Consider the following 18,830-nt stretch of genomic DNA (forward strand, 5'->3'; position numbering starts at 1 on the left):
TAGCCAAGCTAGCCGGAGGGAAAACGCTCGATGCCGCCGATACGACCTTTCCCGCCGGCAATAGAACGATCCACGCTGGCGGTCGAACGATGCGGCTCGGGCGCCGTGACGGCGAATGGCTGCACCGCCAAACCGCTGGCCACGATCGTCGTCAAAAACCGCGTGCGGATAATGCAAGCGTACGATGAACGCCACAGGCACTACGCCGCCAACACGACCAACGCCGCGCTGGAGCCTGCTGACCACGCGCAGCGCCGAAATGACTTGACCACTACACTGGCTGCCGCCGGCCGGTCAAGCAGTGCCGCTTCCAGCAAAACAGGCGGTTCGCGTTGCGGAAAGGCGGATTGACTCATGCGCTCTCTTCGACACCGGGACCGCAGTCGTTGAAAAGCGCGATGTAGGGTGCATAACGGAAACGCCGGTTGCGTGCATAGCCCGTCATCTCGCTGAGCACACCCAGTTCGACCAGGCGGGAAACGAGATTATTGGCCGCGGGGTAGGTGGTGCCGGTCATCTGCTGGATATCGTTCACGGCGACGATCGGCCGGTCGAACAAGGACTCCAGGACCTTATGACCGCTACCGGCCGCTCGGCCCAGCCGATCTGCAATCGCGGCGCGGTGCTGCTCGCGCAGTAGGAGGATACGCCGCGCGGTTTCAACCGCCTCACCCCCCACCTCGATGACGCCGCGCAGAAAGAACCCCAGCCAGGCTTCCCAGGCGCCGCGCTCGCGCACCGCTTGCAGATGCTCGTAGTAAGCCTGTCGATGTCGTTTGAAGTAGTGCGAAAGGTACAGCACCGGCTTGTGCAGCTCGCCGCACTCGGTGAGAAGAAAGGTGATCAGCAGCCGGCCAACACGCCCATTGCCGTCGAGAAAAGGGTGGATGGTCTCGAACTGTACATGCGCCAACGCGATCTTGACCAGTGGCGGCAAGCTGTCGTCGGCGTGCAGGAACTTCTCCAGATCACTCAAGGCTTCGGGAACGACGTGATGCGGCGGCGGCACGAAGCTCGCCGTGCTGAGCGTGCAGCCCGCGGAGCCGATCCAGTTCTGGCTGGTGCGAAGCTCGCCCGGTTGCAGCTCGCCACCACGCACGCCGTGCATCAGCTCGGCGTGGATCTCGCGGATCAGCCGCACCGAAACCGGCAACTCGCGTAGCCGCGCGAGGCCGTGGTTCATCGCACGTACATAGTTGATGACCTCATCGACGTCGCGCGGCAGATCCTGGTCGAACATCTGCGCCTCGGCGGCAAGCAAATCTTGTAGCGAGCTTTGGGTGCCTTCAATCTGGCTGGAGAGCACCGCCTCCTTACGCACGTACATAAAGACGAAGAGGTCGGGGTTCGGCAGCGTCAGCACCGAACCGTCGAGCCGTCCAAGCGCCCGATCCGCTGCCGACAGCAGACTCGGCAGCTCGCCGGTGAACTCCAATGCCGGCTCTGGCGGAAGACGCGCCGGGATGAAGGCGCGGTAGCCGGTCGCTTGGCTGATGTAGCGTCCGGCACGCGTCGAGGTTTCGGCACCAATCACCATGCTGTTCCCTCCCTTGCATATGGATCTGAATACAGCCCATATGATAGGCAGCGTTTAGCATGGAAGGGAAGCATGATTCTTGTTTTAGTTTCGCGACACCATGCCTCCGCCCCCCTCGGATGAAATCGCCGCGCTGGCATCGTTTGACCGTTCGCGTTGTCGATGCGGTGGCCGAAAAAAATCAGAGTGTGGAACTGGATTGCCGCGTCGGCTGCGCCTCCTCGCAATGACGGTGTGGGTGCCTGAGGAGGATGGGTGCCAGATATGGGTCCGCCGGCATGAGGATGCCCTGACGATCTGCGTACCGGTGACTATCGTTCCGGTGACTATCGTTCCTGAGTTGTCGCCGCCGACCTTCGCGCCGCGCTCGCCGAGTACGTCGCCGCCGCCCTGCGCGAGCGCGCCCGCGGCACTGACGCTGGCGTGCTGGGCGCCCTCGAGTTCGGCGACGCGACGCCTCAGCGCCTCGACGTCGTTCAGGTCAATCGGCATCGATGCCATCGCCCGTCCCTCAGCTGCCGCGCAGCTTATTCAAGACGAACTTCGTCACCGGCCCGGCGACACCCGCGAGCAGCGGCGACGCGAAGGCACTGACGATGGCGCCGATCGCTGCCGGCACCATCGCCGCCAGACCTTCAAGGATCTTTCCGACCTTGTCGTCAGCAGCTTGTGGGCCTTGGGCAAGCTCGGTCTTGAGTTGCCGGACCTGCTGCACGGCCGCAGTTTTCTCGGCGGCTGGCGCGTGCTGCGCGACGGCGACCAGCAGGGGCGCGAACAGCGCCTCGAGATCGTGCGGCGAAAGGCCGGACTTGATCTGGTCACGGCCAACAAAATCGCCGCCGCCGGTGTGCACACTGCCGCCAATGTGAGTGCCTCCAGCGGAGTTGGTATGCGACTGCGTGCCGGTGTTGATGTTGCTGCTGTTGTTGCCGCCGACCAGTACCCCCCCGGCGCCGACGGCTTGCGCGCCGCGCCCCTGCGCGATCGCGCCCGAGCCGGTCAACGTCGCCTGGTAGTTATCACCGGCAGGCGCCGCAGCGGCGCCTTGCTCGGGCTTGAATTCAATGAATCCAGCAGCGGCCAGCTTGTCGAGTTGCTGGTTGAAATGCAACTTCAGCGCATCGGTATTCTTGTAGGCCGTCTGGAAATGGCCCAGCTCTTTCAGCTTGTCCTGGAACGTCCACAGGCTGTTCAGATCGGCTCGGTCGGCGCTGCCGGTGCTGACCTGCGCCTCCCTGAAGTAGGTGAAGATGAAAGGCTTTTTGGTCGCCTCGAACTGCTTGAAAGCGGTCGCGAACTCTTCTTGGGTGTAGCGGCCGACCTTGGTGCAGAACAGCATGACGAAGATATCGCAGCCGCGAATCGCCTTGTTGTATTCGTCCTGCAGTCGCGTCGGCGACAGCGCGTCGAGAAAATCCTCCCAGACGACGAGTTCCAGGAAGACATCACGAGCGACCCAGTCCTTGTTCTTGCGATTGATGAAAATCTCGAATTCGCGCCGGTCGTCGGCGAGTTCCGCTGACGACGCCAGGAAAAGTTTCTTCGTTAACATTTTGCCACCTCCGCCAGATTCATTAGGGCCGGGATAGGACTCAAGGCGCCGACCCGATAAGGGCATCGAGCTTCCTTGGCACTGCCGGGAAAGTCGGCACGGTCGACGGGATCTGGATAGAATGCGCGATCAGCGCCAGCGCTCCCGGCGCCGATCAAGCGACCGCGATCAGGATAGCCGCTTCCATTTCCTTATGCACGCGGACTTGGCGTCCGCAGCGCACGCCAACGCCTCCCACGAAAGCAGACAAGTCATGGGCAATAACGGCGACGAACCTTTTCTCCAGGCGGCAACGCGGCTCGGTGATTTCCAGCTGGTGATTGCTCACCAGGCGATCTATTCAAGCGTTGGCGTGAAACTGATCGACAGCGGCGTGCGCGTCGACAGCGGGCTTTACGATCGACTGCTCAATCACAAGCTGCGAGTACCGATCGAGAATTGCCTGACGGCAGAGAACAGCGTCACCGTGGACGAGTTACGCGATCACGCCGAGCGCCTGGTCGCCGAAAGAGCTTTCTACGGCCAGTTGGTTGCCGACCTCGGCGATCGCGCCATCTTGCTGGCCGCCATCGCCAGGATCAGACAACCTGATCTCGGCGCCATGACGTTTGCACGATCGTCATTCTAAATCCGTAGCAGTTCATGAGGTTAGGTTGCCGGACGAGCAGCAGTTCGGGTTTGTGGCGGGGGGGTGTGTCGGATATTGCGAAGATACCGAGAAAGGTAGATAGTACGCGTTTTTGCTCGGCGCCACGCGGAGCTTGCTGGAGATTCGGATGCCCCAACTGCTGTTGCCGATTTTTCCTGATGCCGTCACGCCGGTCAAGGAACTGCTGTCTGTCGGGAAAGAGGATGGACAAGTCGTGTATTTCCACGGGGTCCTGCCGGTGTTCAGTCATGCCGAGGACGATCTGGCGACGTTCCGGATGATTACGGCGCAGTTTATCGCGCAGGGTCATTTACGCGTGGTGGACGTGTCGCGCGCCTTCGGGGTGCCCGCGTTGAGTGTCAAGCGTGCGTTGAAGCGCTATCGGCAGGAGGGGCCGAAAGGATTCTATGTTCCGCCGCGGCGCCGTGGTCCGGCGGTGCTGACGGCAGAGGTGTTGAAGCAGGCGCAGGCCTTGTTGGACGAGGGCCAAACGGTACCCAGCGCGGCGGCTGAACTGGGGATCAAAAGCGACACCCTGTCGAAAGCGGTGCGCGCTGGGCGGCTGCATGTTCCGGCGGCGAAGGGGACCTGCGCGCTCGTCGTGAGCACCAAAAGCGAGCGGAGCGCACTCGACAGCGCCGCCCCGATGGGGGTTGGGGCCAGCAACGTGGAAGCCCGGGTGGCGGCTAGCGTGGGTGGGCTGAATGCGGTGCTCCCGCAGTTCCAGTTGGCCGTCGACGTGCCGCGTGGCGGCGTGTTGTTTGCGCTGCCCGCCTTGCTGGCAGTTGGGCTGCTCGAAGGAGCGGAGGGGCTTCCCCTGCCACCGGGCTACTATGGGATTGACAGTCTGTTGATGTTGATCGCCTTCATGGCCTTGGCACGGCTGGAATCGGTCGAGTCCCTGCGCACTTGTGCGCCTGGCGAATGGGGCAAACTGCTGGGTCTGGATCGGATTCCCGAAGTGCGCACCCTGCGCGAGAAGATTCAGCTCCTGAGTCAGGGTGATCAGGCCGAAAAATGGAGTGCCGATTTGTGTCGGCGCTGGATGGCGGCGGCGCCGGCACAAGCGGGCATCCTTTACGTCGACGCGCATGTGCGGGTGTATTACGGCGAGCAGACCAAGCTGCCGCGCCACTACATCGCGCGGCAGCGGCTGTGCCAGCGGGCGACGGCCGATTACTGGGTCAACGCGATCGACGGGCAGCCCTTCTTTCGGGTCACGCAAGCCGTCGATCCCGGCCTGATCAAGGTCCTCGAGGGCGAGATTCTACCCCGTCTGGAACGGGATATCCCGGGCCAGCCGAACGCCGAAGTGCTGGCAGCCGAACCGTTGCGCCATCGCTTCACCCTGGTTTTCGATCGCGAAGGCTATAGTCCGGAGTTGTTCAAACGCCTGAAGGCTCGTCGCATTGCCTGTCTCTCCTATCGCAAGTACCCCGGTGACGATTGGTCAGCCGAGGAGTTTGTCGACGGAACGGTCGAGTTGCGCAGCGGTGAACGGGTACGCATGCAACTCGCCGAACGGGGCACGCTTCTCGGTGGCGTGTTGTGGGTACGCGAGATACGCAAGCTCTGTCACACCGGTCGCCAGGTCGCCCTGATCAGCACGGATTACCAATCCGGCATAGGGCTCCTGGCGGCCACCCTGTTCGCCCGGTGGTCTCAGGAAAATTTCTTCAAGTATGCCCGTGAACACTTTGCCCTGGACCGCTTGGCCGACTATCAGACCGAACAAATTCCTGATACCGCACGCGTCGTTAACCCGGCTCGCAGAACCCTCGACGGCCAGGTGCGCTCGCTGACCAGCAAGCTCAGCCGCCGGCTCGCCCAATTCGGCGCGCTCAACCTCAACGAGACGATTGACCCCGTGAAAGTCGATGCTTTTGTCGCAAAAAAGGCCGCGGCCCACGACGAGATCGAACATCTGCAAGACGAACTCAAGACCCTGAAGGAACAACGCAAGGAGACACCCTCTCATCTCGACATTAAGGACTTGCCCGAAGAAAACCGATTTCGCCGGCTGAGCACCCACAGCAAGCAGCTGCTCGACACGCTCAAGATGATTGCCTATCGCGCCGAAACGGCCATGGCCAACGTCCTGGCACCCTTGCTCGCGCGCCCGGACGAGGCACGCAGCTTGCTACGCGCGATCTACACGACCGAAGCGGATTTGCTCCCCGACGCTCAGGCTGGAACCTTGACCGTACGCCTGCACCACATGGCCCATGGCGTGTCTGACCGCGCCGTCCGAAAACTCTGTGACGAGTTGAACTCTACCGAGACTGTCTTCCCACGCTCCAACCTCCGCTTGATCCTGCAACTCGGTACATCGCAAAATCCGTGAGATCAGGTTTTCTGAGGATCGATCTGCCGCCGCCGATTGCCTTCCGCTTGACGGTCGCCCGCGATTGCCGCAGCGCCGTCTTCGAGCACAGCGTGCAAGTGATGCTGGTCGCGCTGTTTCTGGGCATCCGCCAACAGTTGGCGGCAGGCAAGTTGCGGGCGCTGGCGGCGGCCGCCCTGCTGCATGATCTCGGCGTGCTGCATATCGATCCGGAAATTTTCCTCGCCGGCCATATCTTCACGGCCGCCGAGCGGCGACAGCTACACGCGCACCCGCTGACCGCCGGAATGATCGTCCAGCAGCAGCCGGAATACCCGCCGACCGTCGCGCGAGCGATCCTCGAGCACCACGAACGACACGACGGTAGCGGCTATCCTCGTGGCCTGAAAGGCGACGAGATCAGCGTTGAGGGACGCATTCTGCTGCTTGCCGAACTGGTCGCTGCGCTCCTCGAAAAAAACGCGCGCGAGCCCGACAAACAACTGTCGGTGATCCTGCGCCTGAACCACAGCAAGTTTGACCAGGCGATGACGACGCAGATCCTGAAACTGCTCGAACAAGAGCACGCGGTGGCTGACGAGGCCGATCTGCAGCCGGAACAGCCGCAGGCCGAGCGCCTCAAACGGCTTGCCGGGGAGTGCGACAAATGGCGCCAGCTGCGCTCACAGCTGGAAAACTACACGACGGACGCGCCGGCCATCGGCGAATTCCTGGCCGATCGAGTCGCGGTACTCGAACGTTCGCTGGCCGACGCCGGACTGCACCCCGATCAAATCGCCTCGGTCGGCATTGGTCTGCGCGACCAGCCCGCCGCGGTGAGCGAGCTGGCGATGCTGATGCACGAAACCAGCTGGCAGCTGAAGGCCATCGTCGACGATGTCTTCGCTCGTTTTCCGACGCTGGAAACGACCGACAAACCAGGCGAGCGCGCGATCTGTGACTGGCTTCGGCAACTGCAGGCGGGCTTGAGCGCCGGCGAAGGCGCCGGGCCAGGCGACGCCGCCCTGCCCTAGCGGCTTGCCCGGCCCTGGCCGCCAGCGATGCCGGCGGCGGCGAGCGGGGCGCGTGTCGGCACGCTTTACTGGCCGAGCAGCTGCTCGATAATCGGCGCCAATCGCGCCTCGTCGAGCCGTCCCAGGTGGCTGTCCGCGAAACGCCCGTCGCGGCCGATGATCACCGTGTACGGCAAGGCCTTCGGTTGCAGGCCGGCGTTCGGGATGGCGTTCGGGATGGCGTTCGGGATGGCGTCCCTTCCGCCGACCAGCAGCGGGTAGGCCAGCGGCGTCGAGTCAGCCAGGCTGGCGGCGAAGCGGCGCATCTTGTCGAGGTCGTCGATGCCGATACCGACGAACTGTACGCCCTGCGCCGCGTAGCGGTTTTGCAGGCGCGAGAAGGCGGGCATTTCCTCGACGCAGGGTTGGCACCAGCTGGCCCAGTAATTGACCACCAGCACCTTGCCTCGCCACTGCGCGATCGCCTGCGGGCGGCCATCGAGGTCGTCGAGCGTCAGCGCCATGATCGCGTCGACCTCGGCCTGCGCTTCTGCCGGCGACAGTTGCGGCATCGTACGCAGGCCGGGCGGAATGCTGTCGCCGGGCGGCAAGGCGTCGTGGCTGGCCAGGCGATAGGCGAGTAGACCGACGGTAGCCATGGTCAGCACGCCGGCGAGCACCGCCAGCAGCAGCGCGCGCCCCGGTGTCATCGCTGGCGTCGCCGCGACATCGCCCGCAGGCAAACCAGCACGAACATCAGGCCGCCGATCACCGCGATCAGGCCGCCGAGTCCCATCATTCCCATGCCGATCTTCTGCGGCAAGGTGGTCAGCATCTGTTCGGCACCGGCGACCTTGCGCTGTACGCCGTAGCCGCCCGACCACGCCAGACCGAGGACATGAATCAGTTGCCCGCCGCCATAGACGTAGGGCTGCCAGAGCGCCATGCGGCCCTGCGGGCGGTCGAAACCGAGGCTGGGGAGCAGCGCGTAGGCCAGGCCCATGAAGGCCAGCGTGACGCCGACCGTCGACCCGTGGTAGTGCGCCGGTATGACGACGTTGACGCCGTGGATCATGTAACCGAGGACGCCGCCGAGCGCAAAGAGGCTGAACGAAGCGACCAAGGCCGACTTGGCCGGCGCCGCCGGCAGTCCGCGCACTCCCCACAGCGACCAGGCGCCAAGGACGATCAGCGGCGCCATGTAGGGATGACCCCATTCCATCAGCTTGGCAAACACTTCGACGTGCGGCAGCGAGCCGACCGGCAGCAGCAGGTAGATCGCCGGCACCACCAGCAGCGGCAGCGCGCCGACCAGGAACAACACCGAAACCGCGCGCGGCGACGCCGCCGACGGACGCCCGAGATGACCGGCAATCCACAGCCAGGCGACGACCATCAACAGCGCGTGCTGAAACTGCAGGGTGTGCCCGCCACCCCAGAACAGCACTTCGTAATAGATCGTTCCCTCGACCACCGGCACCAGTGCCCACGACCAGTAGAAAGCGGCCAGGGCCAGGAAGGCGGCGAAGGCGCCGAGGAAAGCGCCGAGGCGCAGCGGCTCGCCGAGAAAACGTTGCGGCCAGGTAGTGACCAACGCGCGCAACACGGTCAGGCTCATGCCGGCGCCGAAGGTCAGCAGCGCGGTGAAGAACAGCGGCTGTTTGAGCACCGGGATATAGTTGTTGAGCACCGGCTCGGCGCCCGGGAAAAATGGCGAGACGGTCATCAGCGCCGTCCCCAGCGCCGCCAGCGCAAAACCGCTCCAGCCCAGCCACGCCAGACCGGGGCCACCGAGCGCGCTCCAGATCACCGCCGCGAAGGCCATGAACCACACCGCCACCGACAGATCGACGTGCACCACCAGCGCCGCGCGGAACAGGTCCTTGAGCGGAAAGACGTCCTGGATACCGGGCGTGCGTGACAAGACCAGCAGCACCGCCAGCAGGCCCGAACCGATCAGCGCCAGCACGCCCAGCCACAACCAGGCGCGCGCCAGGCTCGTCGGCGCCCCGGAAGAAATGCTCGGCAGCAAGGGTGCCGCCGAAGAAACAGTCACTGCTTGCGAATCCACCGCCGCCTCGCGCAAAAAAACCTCGCGAGTATAGGGCCAGGCGGCGCGATATGCCAAACGCTGCTGCACCGATGATCGCTACCAACAAATTCCATACGCAAGTCGTTTATCATATCCGTTCAACTCGGCCAAGCCCTGGCAAGGCGGCATCGCAAGGATCTTGCGACTTGCTTGCCCCTGACCGGAACACATGCGAATATTGGCTTCCTGCTTTTTGCTGAATGTTCGGAAACTGCCCATGACCGTTGCTCCACACGGCATCAACATCGAAGGGCTGCTGGCACACGTGCCGCTGTTCAACGAATTGGCGACAGAAGAAATAGCGCGTCTGGCGCGTGGCACGCGTGAAATCAACGCCAGCCGTGGCGACATCCTGTTCCACAAGGGCGACACGCCGACCGGTTTCTACCTGATCGTTTACGGCCAGGTGAAACTCGCGTTCACCTCGTCACAAGGCGGCGAGAAGGTCATCGCGATCCTGCCGCAAGGAAACACCTTCGGCGAAGCGGTGATGTTCTCGGACAAGCCGTTCATGGTTTACGCGCAGACGCTTGCCGATTCGCTGGTGCTGCACATTGCCAAGACGGCGATCCTCGCCGAACTCGACCGCGACCCGCAACTCGGTCGCCGGATGATTGCCGGCCTGTCGAAGCGCTTGCATCAGGTGATGAACGACGTCGAGTCGTATTCGCTGCATTCGGGTCGCCGACGAATCATTGGCTATCTGCTGCGCGAGCACGAAGGCGCCAGCGAGCAATCCGTAACCATCACGCTGCCGACCAACAAGGGTGTCATTGCCTCGCGCCTGAACCTGACACAAGAACACTTTTCACGCATCCTGCATGAACTGTCCGAAAAAGGCCTGATCGTCGTTGACGGCCGAAGAATCCACATCGCCGATGTCGCTGCACTACGTGCCTACGATCTCTGAGCTCTGCTGCACCTACAATAACTTCACCGGGAGACACTCAACAATGGCATTGGAAACCGAGATCAAACTGAGCATACCGGCGGCCGCCGTACGCCGCCTGTCGACCCACCCACTGCTCGCCGACAACAAGCCGCTACGGATGAAGCTGGTCAACACCTACTACGACACCCCCGATCGACGCCTTCGCGACAAGCGGATAGCCGTCCGCTATCGCCACAAGGGAACGGCATGGCTGCTGACCGTCAAGAGCGACGCACCAGCGCCCGGCGGCCTGGCGCAGCGCAACGAATGGGAAGTCCCCGGGCAGCCGGGCGAGTTCGATTTCTCGCACGTCGACAATCCGAAGCTGCGCCGCTTCCTCGAAGCGGCAACACCGGAGCTGCAGCCGGTGTTCAGCACCGACTTCACGCGCGCCGCCTGGATCATCACGCCGCAGGAAGGTACGCGCATCGAGGTCGCGCTCGATCGAGGCAAGATCGACGCCAATGGCCGTCAGGAGACAATCTGCGAGGTCGAACTCGAACTGCTCGAAGGAAGCGTCCAGGATCTTTTCGAAGCGGCGCTGGCGCTACAAAAAGAGCTGCCGCTGCATCCGGAAAGCCCCAGCAAGGCCGAACGCGGCTACCGGCTGGCGGCCGATACACCGCTGGCAGCGATCAAGGCGGTGAACGTCTGCCTGCAACCGGGAATGACGACCATCGCCGTCTACCGCAGCACGGCTTTCGCCTGTCTGACGCAACTGCAGGCCAACGAGGGTGGCGCGCGCAGCAGCAAGGCACCTGAATTCATCCACCAGGCGCGCGTCGCGATGCGCCGCCTGCGCTCGGCGATCCGGCTCTGGAAGTCGCTGCTGCCAGAGGACTACATCAGCAACTTCGACGCACGCTGGCGGACGCTGGCCAACCAGCTCGGCGACACGCGCAACTGGGACGTTTTCCTCACCGAGATCCTGCCGCCAATCAGCAAAGCCTTTCCCGAGCACGGCGAACTCCAGCAGATTGCCAAGAACGCCGCGAACAAACTGACCGCGTGCCGCAAGAGCGCACAGGCGGCGATCACTGCGCCCGCCTACTCGCAATTGCTCCTCGAATTCACCGCTGCAACGCTGAGCTTGCCGGAAAAGAAGAAGCCCAAGCTGGCCGCCTTTGCCCCGGCCTCGCTGAAAAAGCGCGCCAGACGCGTCGCCGAGCTGGCGGCACTGACCAAGGATTCGCATCCGGAAGCCCGCCACGAGCTGCGTATCGCCCTGAAGCGGCTGCGCTACGCGCTCGAATTCCTGGCGCCCCTGTTCCCGGCGCGCGGTATGCAGCGCTACCTGCAGAGCGCCACCGGCCTGCTCGACCTGCTCGGCCGGATGAATGACTTCAGCGTCGCCGAACAGCTGGTCGACGAGGCCCTGCCCGGCCACGACAGCGACCTGGCGCGCGCCTGGTTGGCCGGCCGCAGCGACCTGCTGCTCGGCCAGCTGGACGGGCTGCTGAGCGAATTCCTCAGCCATCCGGCGCCCTGGGAACAAGGCTGAACAAGAGCTACCGAAGTCGCGGGAGTCGCGTCGCTACGGCCTACCGACGCGCTCCTGCGGGCCGCGCGGAAGACGCCGTCGCGACGCTTTCTTGCCGCGACCCCGGGCCGCCCATCACCAAGCAGCGTGCAGCGATGAGCCGGCTGGGCCGATCGTGGCACTCGGCAAGAAGTGCCTTTCTGGCGCTGCTGAGCCTCTTCCTTGCCAGCGTGCCGGCCGCCCGTGCCGCCGACCTGCCGAGCGCTTTCAGCCAGGCGCTGCAGGCAGGCCAATATCCCGGCCCAGGCGGTGGCCGTCGTCGTGCAGGCGGTTGACGGCGGCCCGCCGCTGCTCAGCCACAACGCCCGGCAGGCGATGAACCCGGCTTCGGCAATGAAGCTGGTGACGACTTACGCCGCCCTGGAGATGCTCGGACCCGCGCATACCTGGCGCACCGAAGTGCTCGCCGACGCCGGCCCGGTCGACGGCCGCGTCAACGGCAACGTCTATTTGCGCGGCAACGGCGACCCCAAGCTGACGCTCGAGCAGTTCTGGCTGTTGTTGCGGCAGCTGCGACTGCACGGCGTACGCGAAATCGCCGGCGACCTGGTGCTCGATCGCCGCGCCTTCGCGCTGCCGGCGCACGACCCGGGCGAGTTCGACAATCAACCGCTGCGGCCCTACAACGCGGGCCCGGACGCGCTGCTGGTGAACTTCAAGAGCGTGCGCTTGCTGCTCCAGCCAGACCCGGCCGGAAAGGCCGTCAGCGTCGTCGCCGAAACGCCCAGCGAAGGTCTGCGCATCGACAATCGACTGCGCCTGGCGAGCGAGCCCTGCGGCGACTGGCGCGAAAAGCTGCAGGTGACGGTCAGCGGCCTGCGCATCGAACTTGGCGGCGCTTACCCGGCGGCTTGCGGCGAGCAGGCGCTGAATCTGGCGCCGTGGGCCGCCGACGTGCAGCTCGAAGGACTGTTTCGGGCGCTGTGGCGCGAACTCGGTGGCCGCTTCAGCGGCAGCGTCCGCGAAGGCGCCGCGCCGGCCAACGCGCGGACGCTGGCGGTGCAGGAATCAGCGCCACTCGCCGAACTGGTGCGCGACATCAACAAATACAGCAATAACGTGATGGCCCGGCAGCTCTTCCTGAGCCTCGACAGCGAGCGCCCGGCGACCATCGAAGGCGCGCGCCGACAGCTCGCCGCCTGGCTGCAGGCGAACGCGCTGCAACTGCCGGAACTGGTCATAGACAACGGCTCCGGCCTGTCGCGCAACGCACGTATTTCGGCCGCCGGCCTGGCGCAGCTGTTGTCCGCCGCGTGGCAAAGCCCGCTGATGCCCGAACTGATCGCCTCGCTGCCGCTCGCCGGCGTCGATGGGACGTTGCGCAAGCGCTTGCAGAATGGTCCAACGGCTGGCCGCGCCCACCTCAAGACCGGCTATCTCGAAGGCGTGCGAGCGATTGCCGGTTATGTGCTCGACAACAGCGGCAAGCGCTGGATCGTCGTCGCGCTGATCAACGACGCCAACGCCAGGCTTGGCAAACCGGCACTTGACGCGCTGCTGCAGTGGGTGGCGGAGCGCTGAAGCAGCGCTGGCGAGCGTCGCCAGGGCGTCAGCGCGGCGTGCGTTCGCCTACCCAGGCGGCAAACGCCGTTGCCGACAAGGGCTCGCTGAACAGGTAGCCCTGCCCTTCGTCGCATGCTCTGTTGCGCAGGAATGCCAGCTGCGCCTCGCTTTCGATGCCCTCGGCGACGGTCTGCAGACCCAGGCTGTGCGCCAGGCCGACGATCGCGACGACGATTGCTTCGCCGTCCGGATCGCCACTGATGTCGGCGACAAAGGAACGACTGATCTTGAGCTTATGCACACGAAAACGCTTGAGGTAGCTCATCGACGAATAGCCGCTGCCAAAATCGTCGATCGCCAGCCGCAAGCCCAGCGCGCGCAGCTTGTCGATCATCGCGATCGCCGTCAGCGGGCTTTCCATGGCCACGCGCTCGGTCAGTTCCAGTTCGAGACAGTGCGCCGGCAGCCGCTCTTCGTCGAGAATCCGCGCCAGCAGCTGCGGCAGCTGCGGTAGCCGGAACTGCGCCACCGAGACGTTGACGGCGACGCTGATCGGCGGCAGGCCGGCTTGCTGCCAGACGCGCAGCTGCCGAACAGCGGTCCGGAGCAGCCACTCGCCGATCGGCAGAATCAGCCCCGACTCCTCGGCGATCGGGATGAATTCGGCCGGCTCGACCATCCCCAGTTGCGGATGCTGCCAGCGCAGTAGCGCCTCGGCGCCAAGCAGACGCTGATCGGCCAGCGCCAGCTGCGGCTGGTAATACAGCTGCAGTTGACCGCGCTCCAGCGCCCGCCGCAACTCGTTCTCGAGCTGCAAGGTGCGCGCCGAGCGCTCCTGCAGGTCGGCCGTGAAGAAGCAGTAGGCGTTGCGACCGCTCTCCTTGGCCCGATACATCGCGCTGTCGGCGCTCATCGACAAGGCTTCCAGCGTCGTGCCATCGGCCGGGTACAGGGCAATGCCCAGCGACGCGGTGCACGTCAGCTCGTGCTGCTCGAGGCGATACGGCGGCGCAGTGACCTCAAGCAGCTTGGCCGCGACGTGCGCGGCGCCGTCGGCGTCGGTATTCGGCAAGACCAGAATGAACTCGTCGCCGCCCAGACGGGCGACGGTGTCCTCGTCACGGACGGCGCCGGTCAGGCGCTGCGCGACTTCGATCAGCAGCTGGTCGCCAACGCGGTGACCCAGCGAATCATTGACGTGTTTGAAACGGTCGAGATCGAGGAAGATCAGCGCCAGCGGCTCGCGGCCGCGCTGCGCCCGTCGCAGATCGTGGCGGACGCGCTCGGCGAGCAGACTGCGGTTGGGCAGGCCGGTCAGTGAGTCAAAATGCGCCAGCCGCTGGATGCGGGCTTCGGCTTCCTTGTGCTGGCTAATGTCGATGAAGGTGCCGATATAGTGCGTCGTCACGCCATCGTCCTGGACGCGGCTGATCGACAACCACTCCGGGTAGACGCTGCCGTCCTTGCGGCGATTCCAGATCTCGCCCTGCCAGCAGCCTTGCGACTCGATCGCCGCCCACATGCCCTGGTAGAACGCCGCATCGTGCCGGCCCGAGGCGAGCAGGCGTGGGTTGTCGCCGAGCGCGTCGGCCTCGCTGTAGCCGGTGATCGCGGTGAATGCCTGATTGACCATCACCATCCTGCACGCCGCGTCGGTAATGGCGATCCCTTCGCCACCCTGCTCGAAAACCTTGGCCGCCAGCTTGAGCTGTGCCGCCGCCTGCTGTTGCGCGCTGATGTCGACGACCGTTCCGAGGTAACCAATGAGCACTCCCGCCGGCGTGCGCAGCACGGTCACCGCCAGGCGCACGGCGATCCGCCGGCCATCCTTGCGCAGGTAAGTCATTTCGCGCTCGTCGGCCTGATCGCTCGTCCGTGCCTTGACGACCAGCGCCTCGAAGCCGGCTTCGAGAGGACGACCGAGCTCGACGCTCAAGGCCCTGGCCGTCGCCGCCAACTCGGCGGGGTCGTGGAAAATGAGCGGCGTCTGCTGGCCGATGACTTCGTCGGCGCGGTAGCCGAGGATCGCTTCGGCGACCGGGTTGAAGACCGTGATCAATCCCTGCGGGTCGGTGGCGATCATCCCGCAGGCGGCGCCGGCAAGCACCGAAGCCTTGAGCGCCTCGCTGTCGCGCAGCGCCTGCTCGGCTTGCCGGCGTTCGCCGAGCAGGGCGGTATTTTCCAACGCAACGGCGGCACTCGCCGCCAAGCCCTGCAGCAAACCGACGTCGGCGTCGTCGAAACCGCCGGGCTTGTTGTGAATCTCGAAGCAACCAAGCAGTTCGCCGTGACGACTGATGATCGGCGTGTCGAGGAGGTTTTCGAAGCGCAGCGCCTGCTGGATCTCGGCGATCACGTGCGGATCGTTCTCGGCATCGTTGCTCAGGTACGACCTACCGGTCTGCAGCACATGTCCGGGAACACCGTAACCCGGGCCAAAACGGTAATCGACCGGCGTCAGCTGGCCACCCTCGTTGTACTCGCCGAACACCAGCTGGCCGCCACTCATCCGGGCGGCGGCTCCCGACGCGGCGCCGGTCAGCTGCAGCGCAGCGGCGACCAGCTGCCGCAGGATCACCGGCAGGTCGAGCTCGCTGTTGATCTGCTGACTCGCCACCGACATCAATTGCAGCTGTTCGCCGCGGCGCAATAGCGCCGCCTCGGCCAGCTTGCGGCCGCTGATGTCGCGCGACAGGACGATAAAGCGCGGCTCCTGGCCACGACTACTACGCTTGCGGGCCACCGACAGCTCGAACCAGAATCTGCCGTGCGCCAGATCGAGCGCAAACTGCTGGCCACCCGAGTAACCCACTTCGTTGGCCTCGCGCAAGGCCGCCAGACAAGTCGCAGCGGCCGCTGGCGGCAGAACATCGGACAGCAGGCGGCCGCGCAGCGATTCGGCGGGCGCCGCCAGCAAGTCGGTACGCGGCGAATGGAAGTCATGGTAGCAACCGTCGAGTCCAAGCTCGAACATCAGGTCGGGAACGGCATCGAGAGTCGCCTGCAGCCTGGCGGTGCGCCGCGCGACGACGCGCCGCAAGCTGATCACCCAAAGCAACAGCACAGCGGCGACCAGGGTTCCGACCAGCAGCGCGTAGCCGAGGTAGCGAACATAGGGCGACGGCGCCAGCGGCGTCCCCATCCACTTCTCGTGCAGGGCCCGCTCTTCGGCCGGCGTGATGCTGGAAAAACCACGCTGTACCAAGGCCAGGGTATCGACATCGCCTTTGCGGACAGCGCGATGAAAGTCACCCGAAGCCAGTGAAAAGGCCTTCTTGAACTGCTCACCGGCGTCGTTCAGATAGAGCAGGTAATTGGCCGGCGGCTCGTCAAGGCAGAACACGCGCACCTTGCCAGCGATTGCCCCCTGCACCAGCGCCTGATAACTGGCGAAGCGCTGGACCGTTGGGATGCCGGCGGCGGCCAGCTTCTCGATACACGCATCGCCGTCCTTGGCGCCAACCAGAAAGCCTCGCAGGGTGTTCAGATCGACGATGCCGCCGATGCTCGCATGCGTGTAGATGGCCACCGGAATCTGCGCGTACGGCGGCGTAAAATCGAGCGTACGAGCGCGCGCCGGCGTCATGAACAAAGTGTCGATGACATCGGCCTGGCCGTCGGCCATCCGCTGCAGTGCCGTCGCCCAGTCGCTGGCGCGCAGGTCGACGCGCACGCCGGTCTTTGTCTCCCACAGTTTCCAGCTGTCTACCAGGTAGCCGACGAGCCGCCCTTCGCCGTCGCGAAAAACGTAAGGCGGATAATTATCGTCGGTCACCACGGTCAGAACGGTGGCTGCGGCGAGCTCGGCGCGCGCGCCAGCGCCGGCCCAGACACTGAGCAGCACGCTGACAAGACCCAGGAGAAGCAGGTAGCGGCGACGGGGGAAGCGCACGAGAAGCAGCCATTGACTTGACTAATGGTTCATGATACCTGCCAGCCGATAGGGATTTCGTAATGCGGCCAAAAAAACCCTCTGGCCGGCGAGACCGACGGCACTTCAGGCGCTGTCGATCGGCCGCCTTCCAGACAGCGCCAGCCAGCCGCGAATCACGCGATAGCCCACCCACAGGCCCAGGATGACGATCAGCAACCAGGCGATCGGAATACCGACGATGGTGATGATCAACATGCCGTAGACCAACAGCCACAGGACAGTGAACCAGAAAGTCCGGATCTGCCAGCGATAGTGGCTGTCGAGCCAGGTCCCCTGAACCTCGCTGCGCTTGATGTAATTGAGGACGACGGCGATCAGCGACGGCACGCCAAAGACAAAGGCACCGGCGACCGTCGCCGCGCCGGTGACGCCGATGACCACCGCCAGCGCGTGCAGGCCGTAGATCACATGGCACCAGGCGCGGGCACCCTCGAGGTCGCTGCCGGCGGGGATCAATTCTTGATTCATGGCCTTCTCCAGTCGCGCAGCGGCTTCGCCGCGATGCGCTCAATTGCCGTGTCGCGGTCGCTCACAGCCCGAGTTCGCTCCACATGGCGTCAACGCGCTGCTTGACGGCGGCGTCCATGACGATCGGCGTTCCCCATTCGCGGCTCGTTTCGCCGGGCCACTTGTTGGTCGCGTCAAGGCCCATCTTGCTGCCGAGGCCGGCGACCGGGCTGGCAAAGTCGAGATAATCGATCGGCGTGTTTTCGGCGATCAAGGTATCGCGCGCGGCGTCGACACGCGTGGTCATCGCCCATATAACTTCCTTCCACTGGCGGATATCGACGTCGTCGTCGACGACGATGATGAACTTGGTGTACATGAACTGGCGCAGGAAACTCCAGATGCCGAACATCACGCGCTTGGCGTGCCCCGGGTACTGCTTCTTGATGCTCACCGTCGCCAGTCGATACGAACAACCCTCGGGCGGCAGGTAGAAGTCGACGATCTCGGGAAACTGCTTCTGCAACAACGGCACGAAGACTTCATTGAGCGCGAACGCCGAGCATCGCCGGTTCGTCGGGCGGCTTGCCGGTGTAGGTGCTGTGGTAGATCGGCTGCCGGCGCATGCTGATGCGCTCGATGGTGAACACCGGAAAAGTGCGCCTGCTCGTTGTAATAGCCGGTGTGGTCGCCGTAGGGTCCTTCGAGGGCGGTTTCCGGCCGGGTCGATGAATCCTTCGAGGACGATCTCGGCGGCCGCCGGCAACCTGCAGGTCGGAGCCCAGGCATTTCACCAACTCGGTGCGGGCGCCACGCAGCAGACCGGCGAACTGATATTCCGAGAGGCTGTCGGGAACCGGCGTGACGGCGCCGAGAATGGTCGCCGGGTCGGCACCCAGCGCGAAACCGCTACGTGGAACGGCTGCCCGGGCCTGGCCAGGCAGTGCTCACGGAAAGTCGAGCGCGCCGCCGCGATGCGCCAGCCAGCGCATGATCACCTTGTTCGCTCCGAGCACCTGCTGCCGATAGATGCCCAGGTTCTGGCGGCTCTTGTGCGGCCCGCGGGTCACCGTCAGCCCCCAGGTGATCAGCGGCGCGCGTCGCCCGGCCAGCACAGCTGGATCGGCAGGCGCGAGCAGGTCGACGGTCGGGCCCTCCCAGACCATCTCCTGGCACGGCGCCGACGACCGCAGGTGCGGCTCATGTTGTAGCCCTGCTTGGCACCGTCAGCTTGTCCCAGGCGTCCCGAACCCCTCGGACGGCTCGGGCTCCTTCAGATAAGCGAGTCAGCTTGCCGACCTCGCGCAGC

The 18,830-nt window shown here is 64.6% G+C and carries 15 protein-coding genes and 1 pseudogene; 7 read left to right on the top strand and 9 right to left on the bottom strand.

The genetic code is table 11. From position 1 onward, the window contains the following. The first annotated feature begins 30 nt into the window (after positions 1-30). Positions 31-351 carry a hypothetical protein gene (locus QZ656_RS23900; RefSeq protein WP_291995736.1) on the top strand — a complete coding sequence of 107 codons (321 nt, stop codon included), beginning with the start codon at positions 31-33 and terminating at the stop codon, positions 349-351. Between the two features lies 1 nt (position 352). On the opposite strand, the gene QZ656_RS23905 is transcribed toward QZ656_RS23900, so the two are convergent. The 3 genes from QZ656_RS23905 to QZ656_RS23915 form a co-directional block, all read right to left on the bottom strand. After that, positions 353-1,537, bottom strand: a complete 1,185-nt coding sequence (locus QZ656_RS23905) for a Fic family protein (protein ID WP_291995737.1) — start codon at positions 1,535-1,537, stop codon at positions 353-355. Positions 1,538-1,621: 84 nt separating this feature from the next. Beyond that, the gene (locus QZ656_RS23910) at positions 1,622-2,029 is read right to left on the bottom strand and encodes a hypothetical protein (protein WP_291995738.1); all 408 of its coding nucleotides are present in this window, start codon (positions 2,027-2,029) and stop codon (positions 1,622-1,624) included. A 19-nt stretch (positions 2,030-2,048) separates the two neighbouring features. Further along, positions 2,049-3,089: a toll/interleukin-1 receptor domain-containing protein gene (locus QZ656_RS23915; protein WP_291995739.1), complete on the bottom strand. Its 1,041-nt coding sequence runs from the start codon at positions 3,087-3,089 to the stop codon at positions 2,049-2,051. Between the two features lie 253 nt (positions 3,090-3,342). Here QZ656_RS23915 and QZ656_RS23920 point away from each other — a divergent pair, with 253 nt between their 5' ends. The 3 genes from QZ656_RS23920 (at position 3,343) to QZ656_RS23930 (ending at position 7,095) form a co-directional block, all read left to right on the top strand. Continuing rightward, positions 3,343-3,717 carry a hypothetical protein gene (locus QZ656_RS23920; RefSeq protein ID WP_291995740.1) on the top strand — a complete coding sequence of 125 codons (375 nt, stop codon included), beginning with the start codon at positions 3,343-3,345 and terminating at the stop codon, positions 3,715-3,717. Between the two features lie 148 nt (positions 3,718-3,865). Further along, the gene (locus QZ656_RS23925; protein ID WP_291993414.1) at positions 3,866-6,082 is read left to right on the top strand and encodes a helix-turn-helix domain-containing protein; all 2,217 of its coding nucleotides are present in this window, start codon (positions 3,866-3,868) and stop codon (positions 6,080-6,082) included. Beyond that, positions 6,079-7,095 (top strand): HD domain-containing phosphohydrolase, encoded by a 1,017-nt coding sequence (locus tag QZ656_RS23930; protein WP_291995741.1) that lies wholly within the window; start codon positions 6,079-6,081, stop codon positions 7,093-7,095. Before QZ656_RS23925 ends, QZ656_RS23930 begins: the two co-directional genes overlap by 4 nt. Before the next feature lie 65 nt (positions 7,096-7,160). On the opposite strand, the gene QZ656_RS23935 is transcribed toward QZ656_RS23930, so the two are convergent. Both QZ656_RS23935 and QZ656_RS23940 read right to left on the bottom strand, forming a co-directional pair. Next, the gene (locus QZ656_RS23935) at positions 7,161-7,784 is read right to left on the bottom strand and encodes a TlpA disulfide reductase family protein (RefSeq protein WP_291995742.1); all 624 of its coding nucleotides are present in this window, start codon (positions 7,782-7,784) and stop codon (positions 7,161-7,163) included. Next, a complete protein-coding gene (locus tag QZ656_RS23940) occupies positions 7,781-9,130 on the bottom strand; it encodes a cbb3-type cytochrome c oxidase subunit I (RefSeq protein WP_291995743.1) in 1,350 nt (449 codons plus the stop codon). Before QZ656_RS23940 ends, QZ656_RS23935 begins: the two co-directional genes overlap by 4 nt. Before the next feature lie 253 nt (positions 9,131-9,383). Between QZ656_RS23940 and QZ656_RS23945 the strand changes: the two genes are divergently transcribed. From QZ656_RS23945 to dacB, 3 genes are all read left to right on the top strand, one after another. After that, a complete protein-coding gene (locus tag QZ656_RS23945) occupies positions 9,384-10,076 on the top strand; it encodes a Crp/Fnr family transcriptional regulator (RefSeq protein WP_291995744.1) in 693 nt (230 codons plus the stop codon). Positions 10,077-10,119: 43 nt separating this feature from the next. Beyond that, positions 10,120-11,598, top strand: a complete 1,479-nt coding sequence (locus QZ656_RS23950) for a CYTH and CHAD domain-containing protein (RefSeq protein WP_291995745.1) — start codon at positions 10,120-10,122, stop codon at positions 11,596-11,598. Positions 11,599-11,820: 222 nt separating this feature from the next. Beyond that, positions 11,821-13,158 (top strand): D-alanyl-D-alanine carboxypeptidase/D-alanyl-D-alanine-endopeptidase, encoded by a 1,338-nt coding sequence (gene dacB, locus QZ656_RS23955; protein ID WP_291995746.1) that lies wholly within the window; start codon positions 11,821-11,823, stop codon positions 13,156-13,158. 28 nt (positions 13,159-13,186) lie between these two features. Here the strand turns inward: dacB and QZ656_RS23960 are convergent, their stop codons facing one another. The 4 genes and pseudogenes from QZ656_RS23960 to QZ656_RS24270 form a co-directional block, all read right to left on the bottom strand. Continuing rightward, entirely contained in the window at positions 13,187-17,032 is a 3,846-nt protein-coding gene (locus tag QZ656_RS23960) for an EAL domain-containing protein (RefSeq protein ID WP_291995747.1), read from the bottom strand. Positions 17,033-17,137: 105 nt separating this feature from the next. Continuing rightward, on the bottom strand, positions 17,138-17,542 hold the full coding sequence (locus QZ656_RS23965) for a hypothetical protein (RefSeq protein ID WP_291995289.1): 405 nt from the start codon (positions 17,540-17,542) through the stop codon (positions 17,138-17,140). Between the two features lie 61 nt (positions 17,543-17,603). Further along, a complete protein-coding gene (locus QZ656_RS23970) occupies positions 17,604-18,056 on the bottom strand; it encodes a UbiD family decarboxylase domain-containing protein (protein ID WP_291995748.1) in 453 nt (150 codons plus the stop codon). A 7-nt stretch (positions 18,057-18,063) separates the two neighbouring features. Further along, positions 18,064-18,687, bottom strand: a pseudogene (locus QZ656_RS24270) (UbiD family decarboxylase domain-containing protein). Between the last annotated feature and the right edge of the window lie 143 nt (positions 18,688-18,830).

The sequence above is a fragment of the Candidatus Accumulibacter sp. ACC003 genome (assembly GCF_907163085.1).
In the GTDB taxonomy this organism is placed as follows: domain Bacteria; phylum Pseudomonadota; class Gammaproteobacteria; order Burkholderiales; family Rhodocyclaceae; genus Accumulibacter.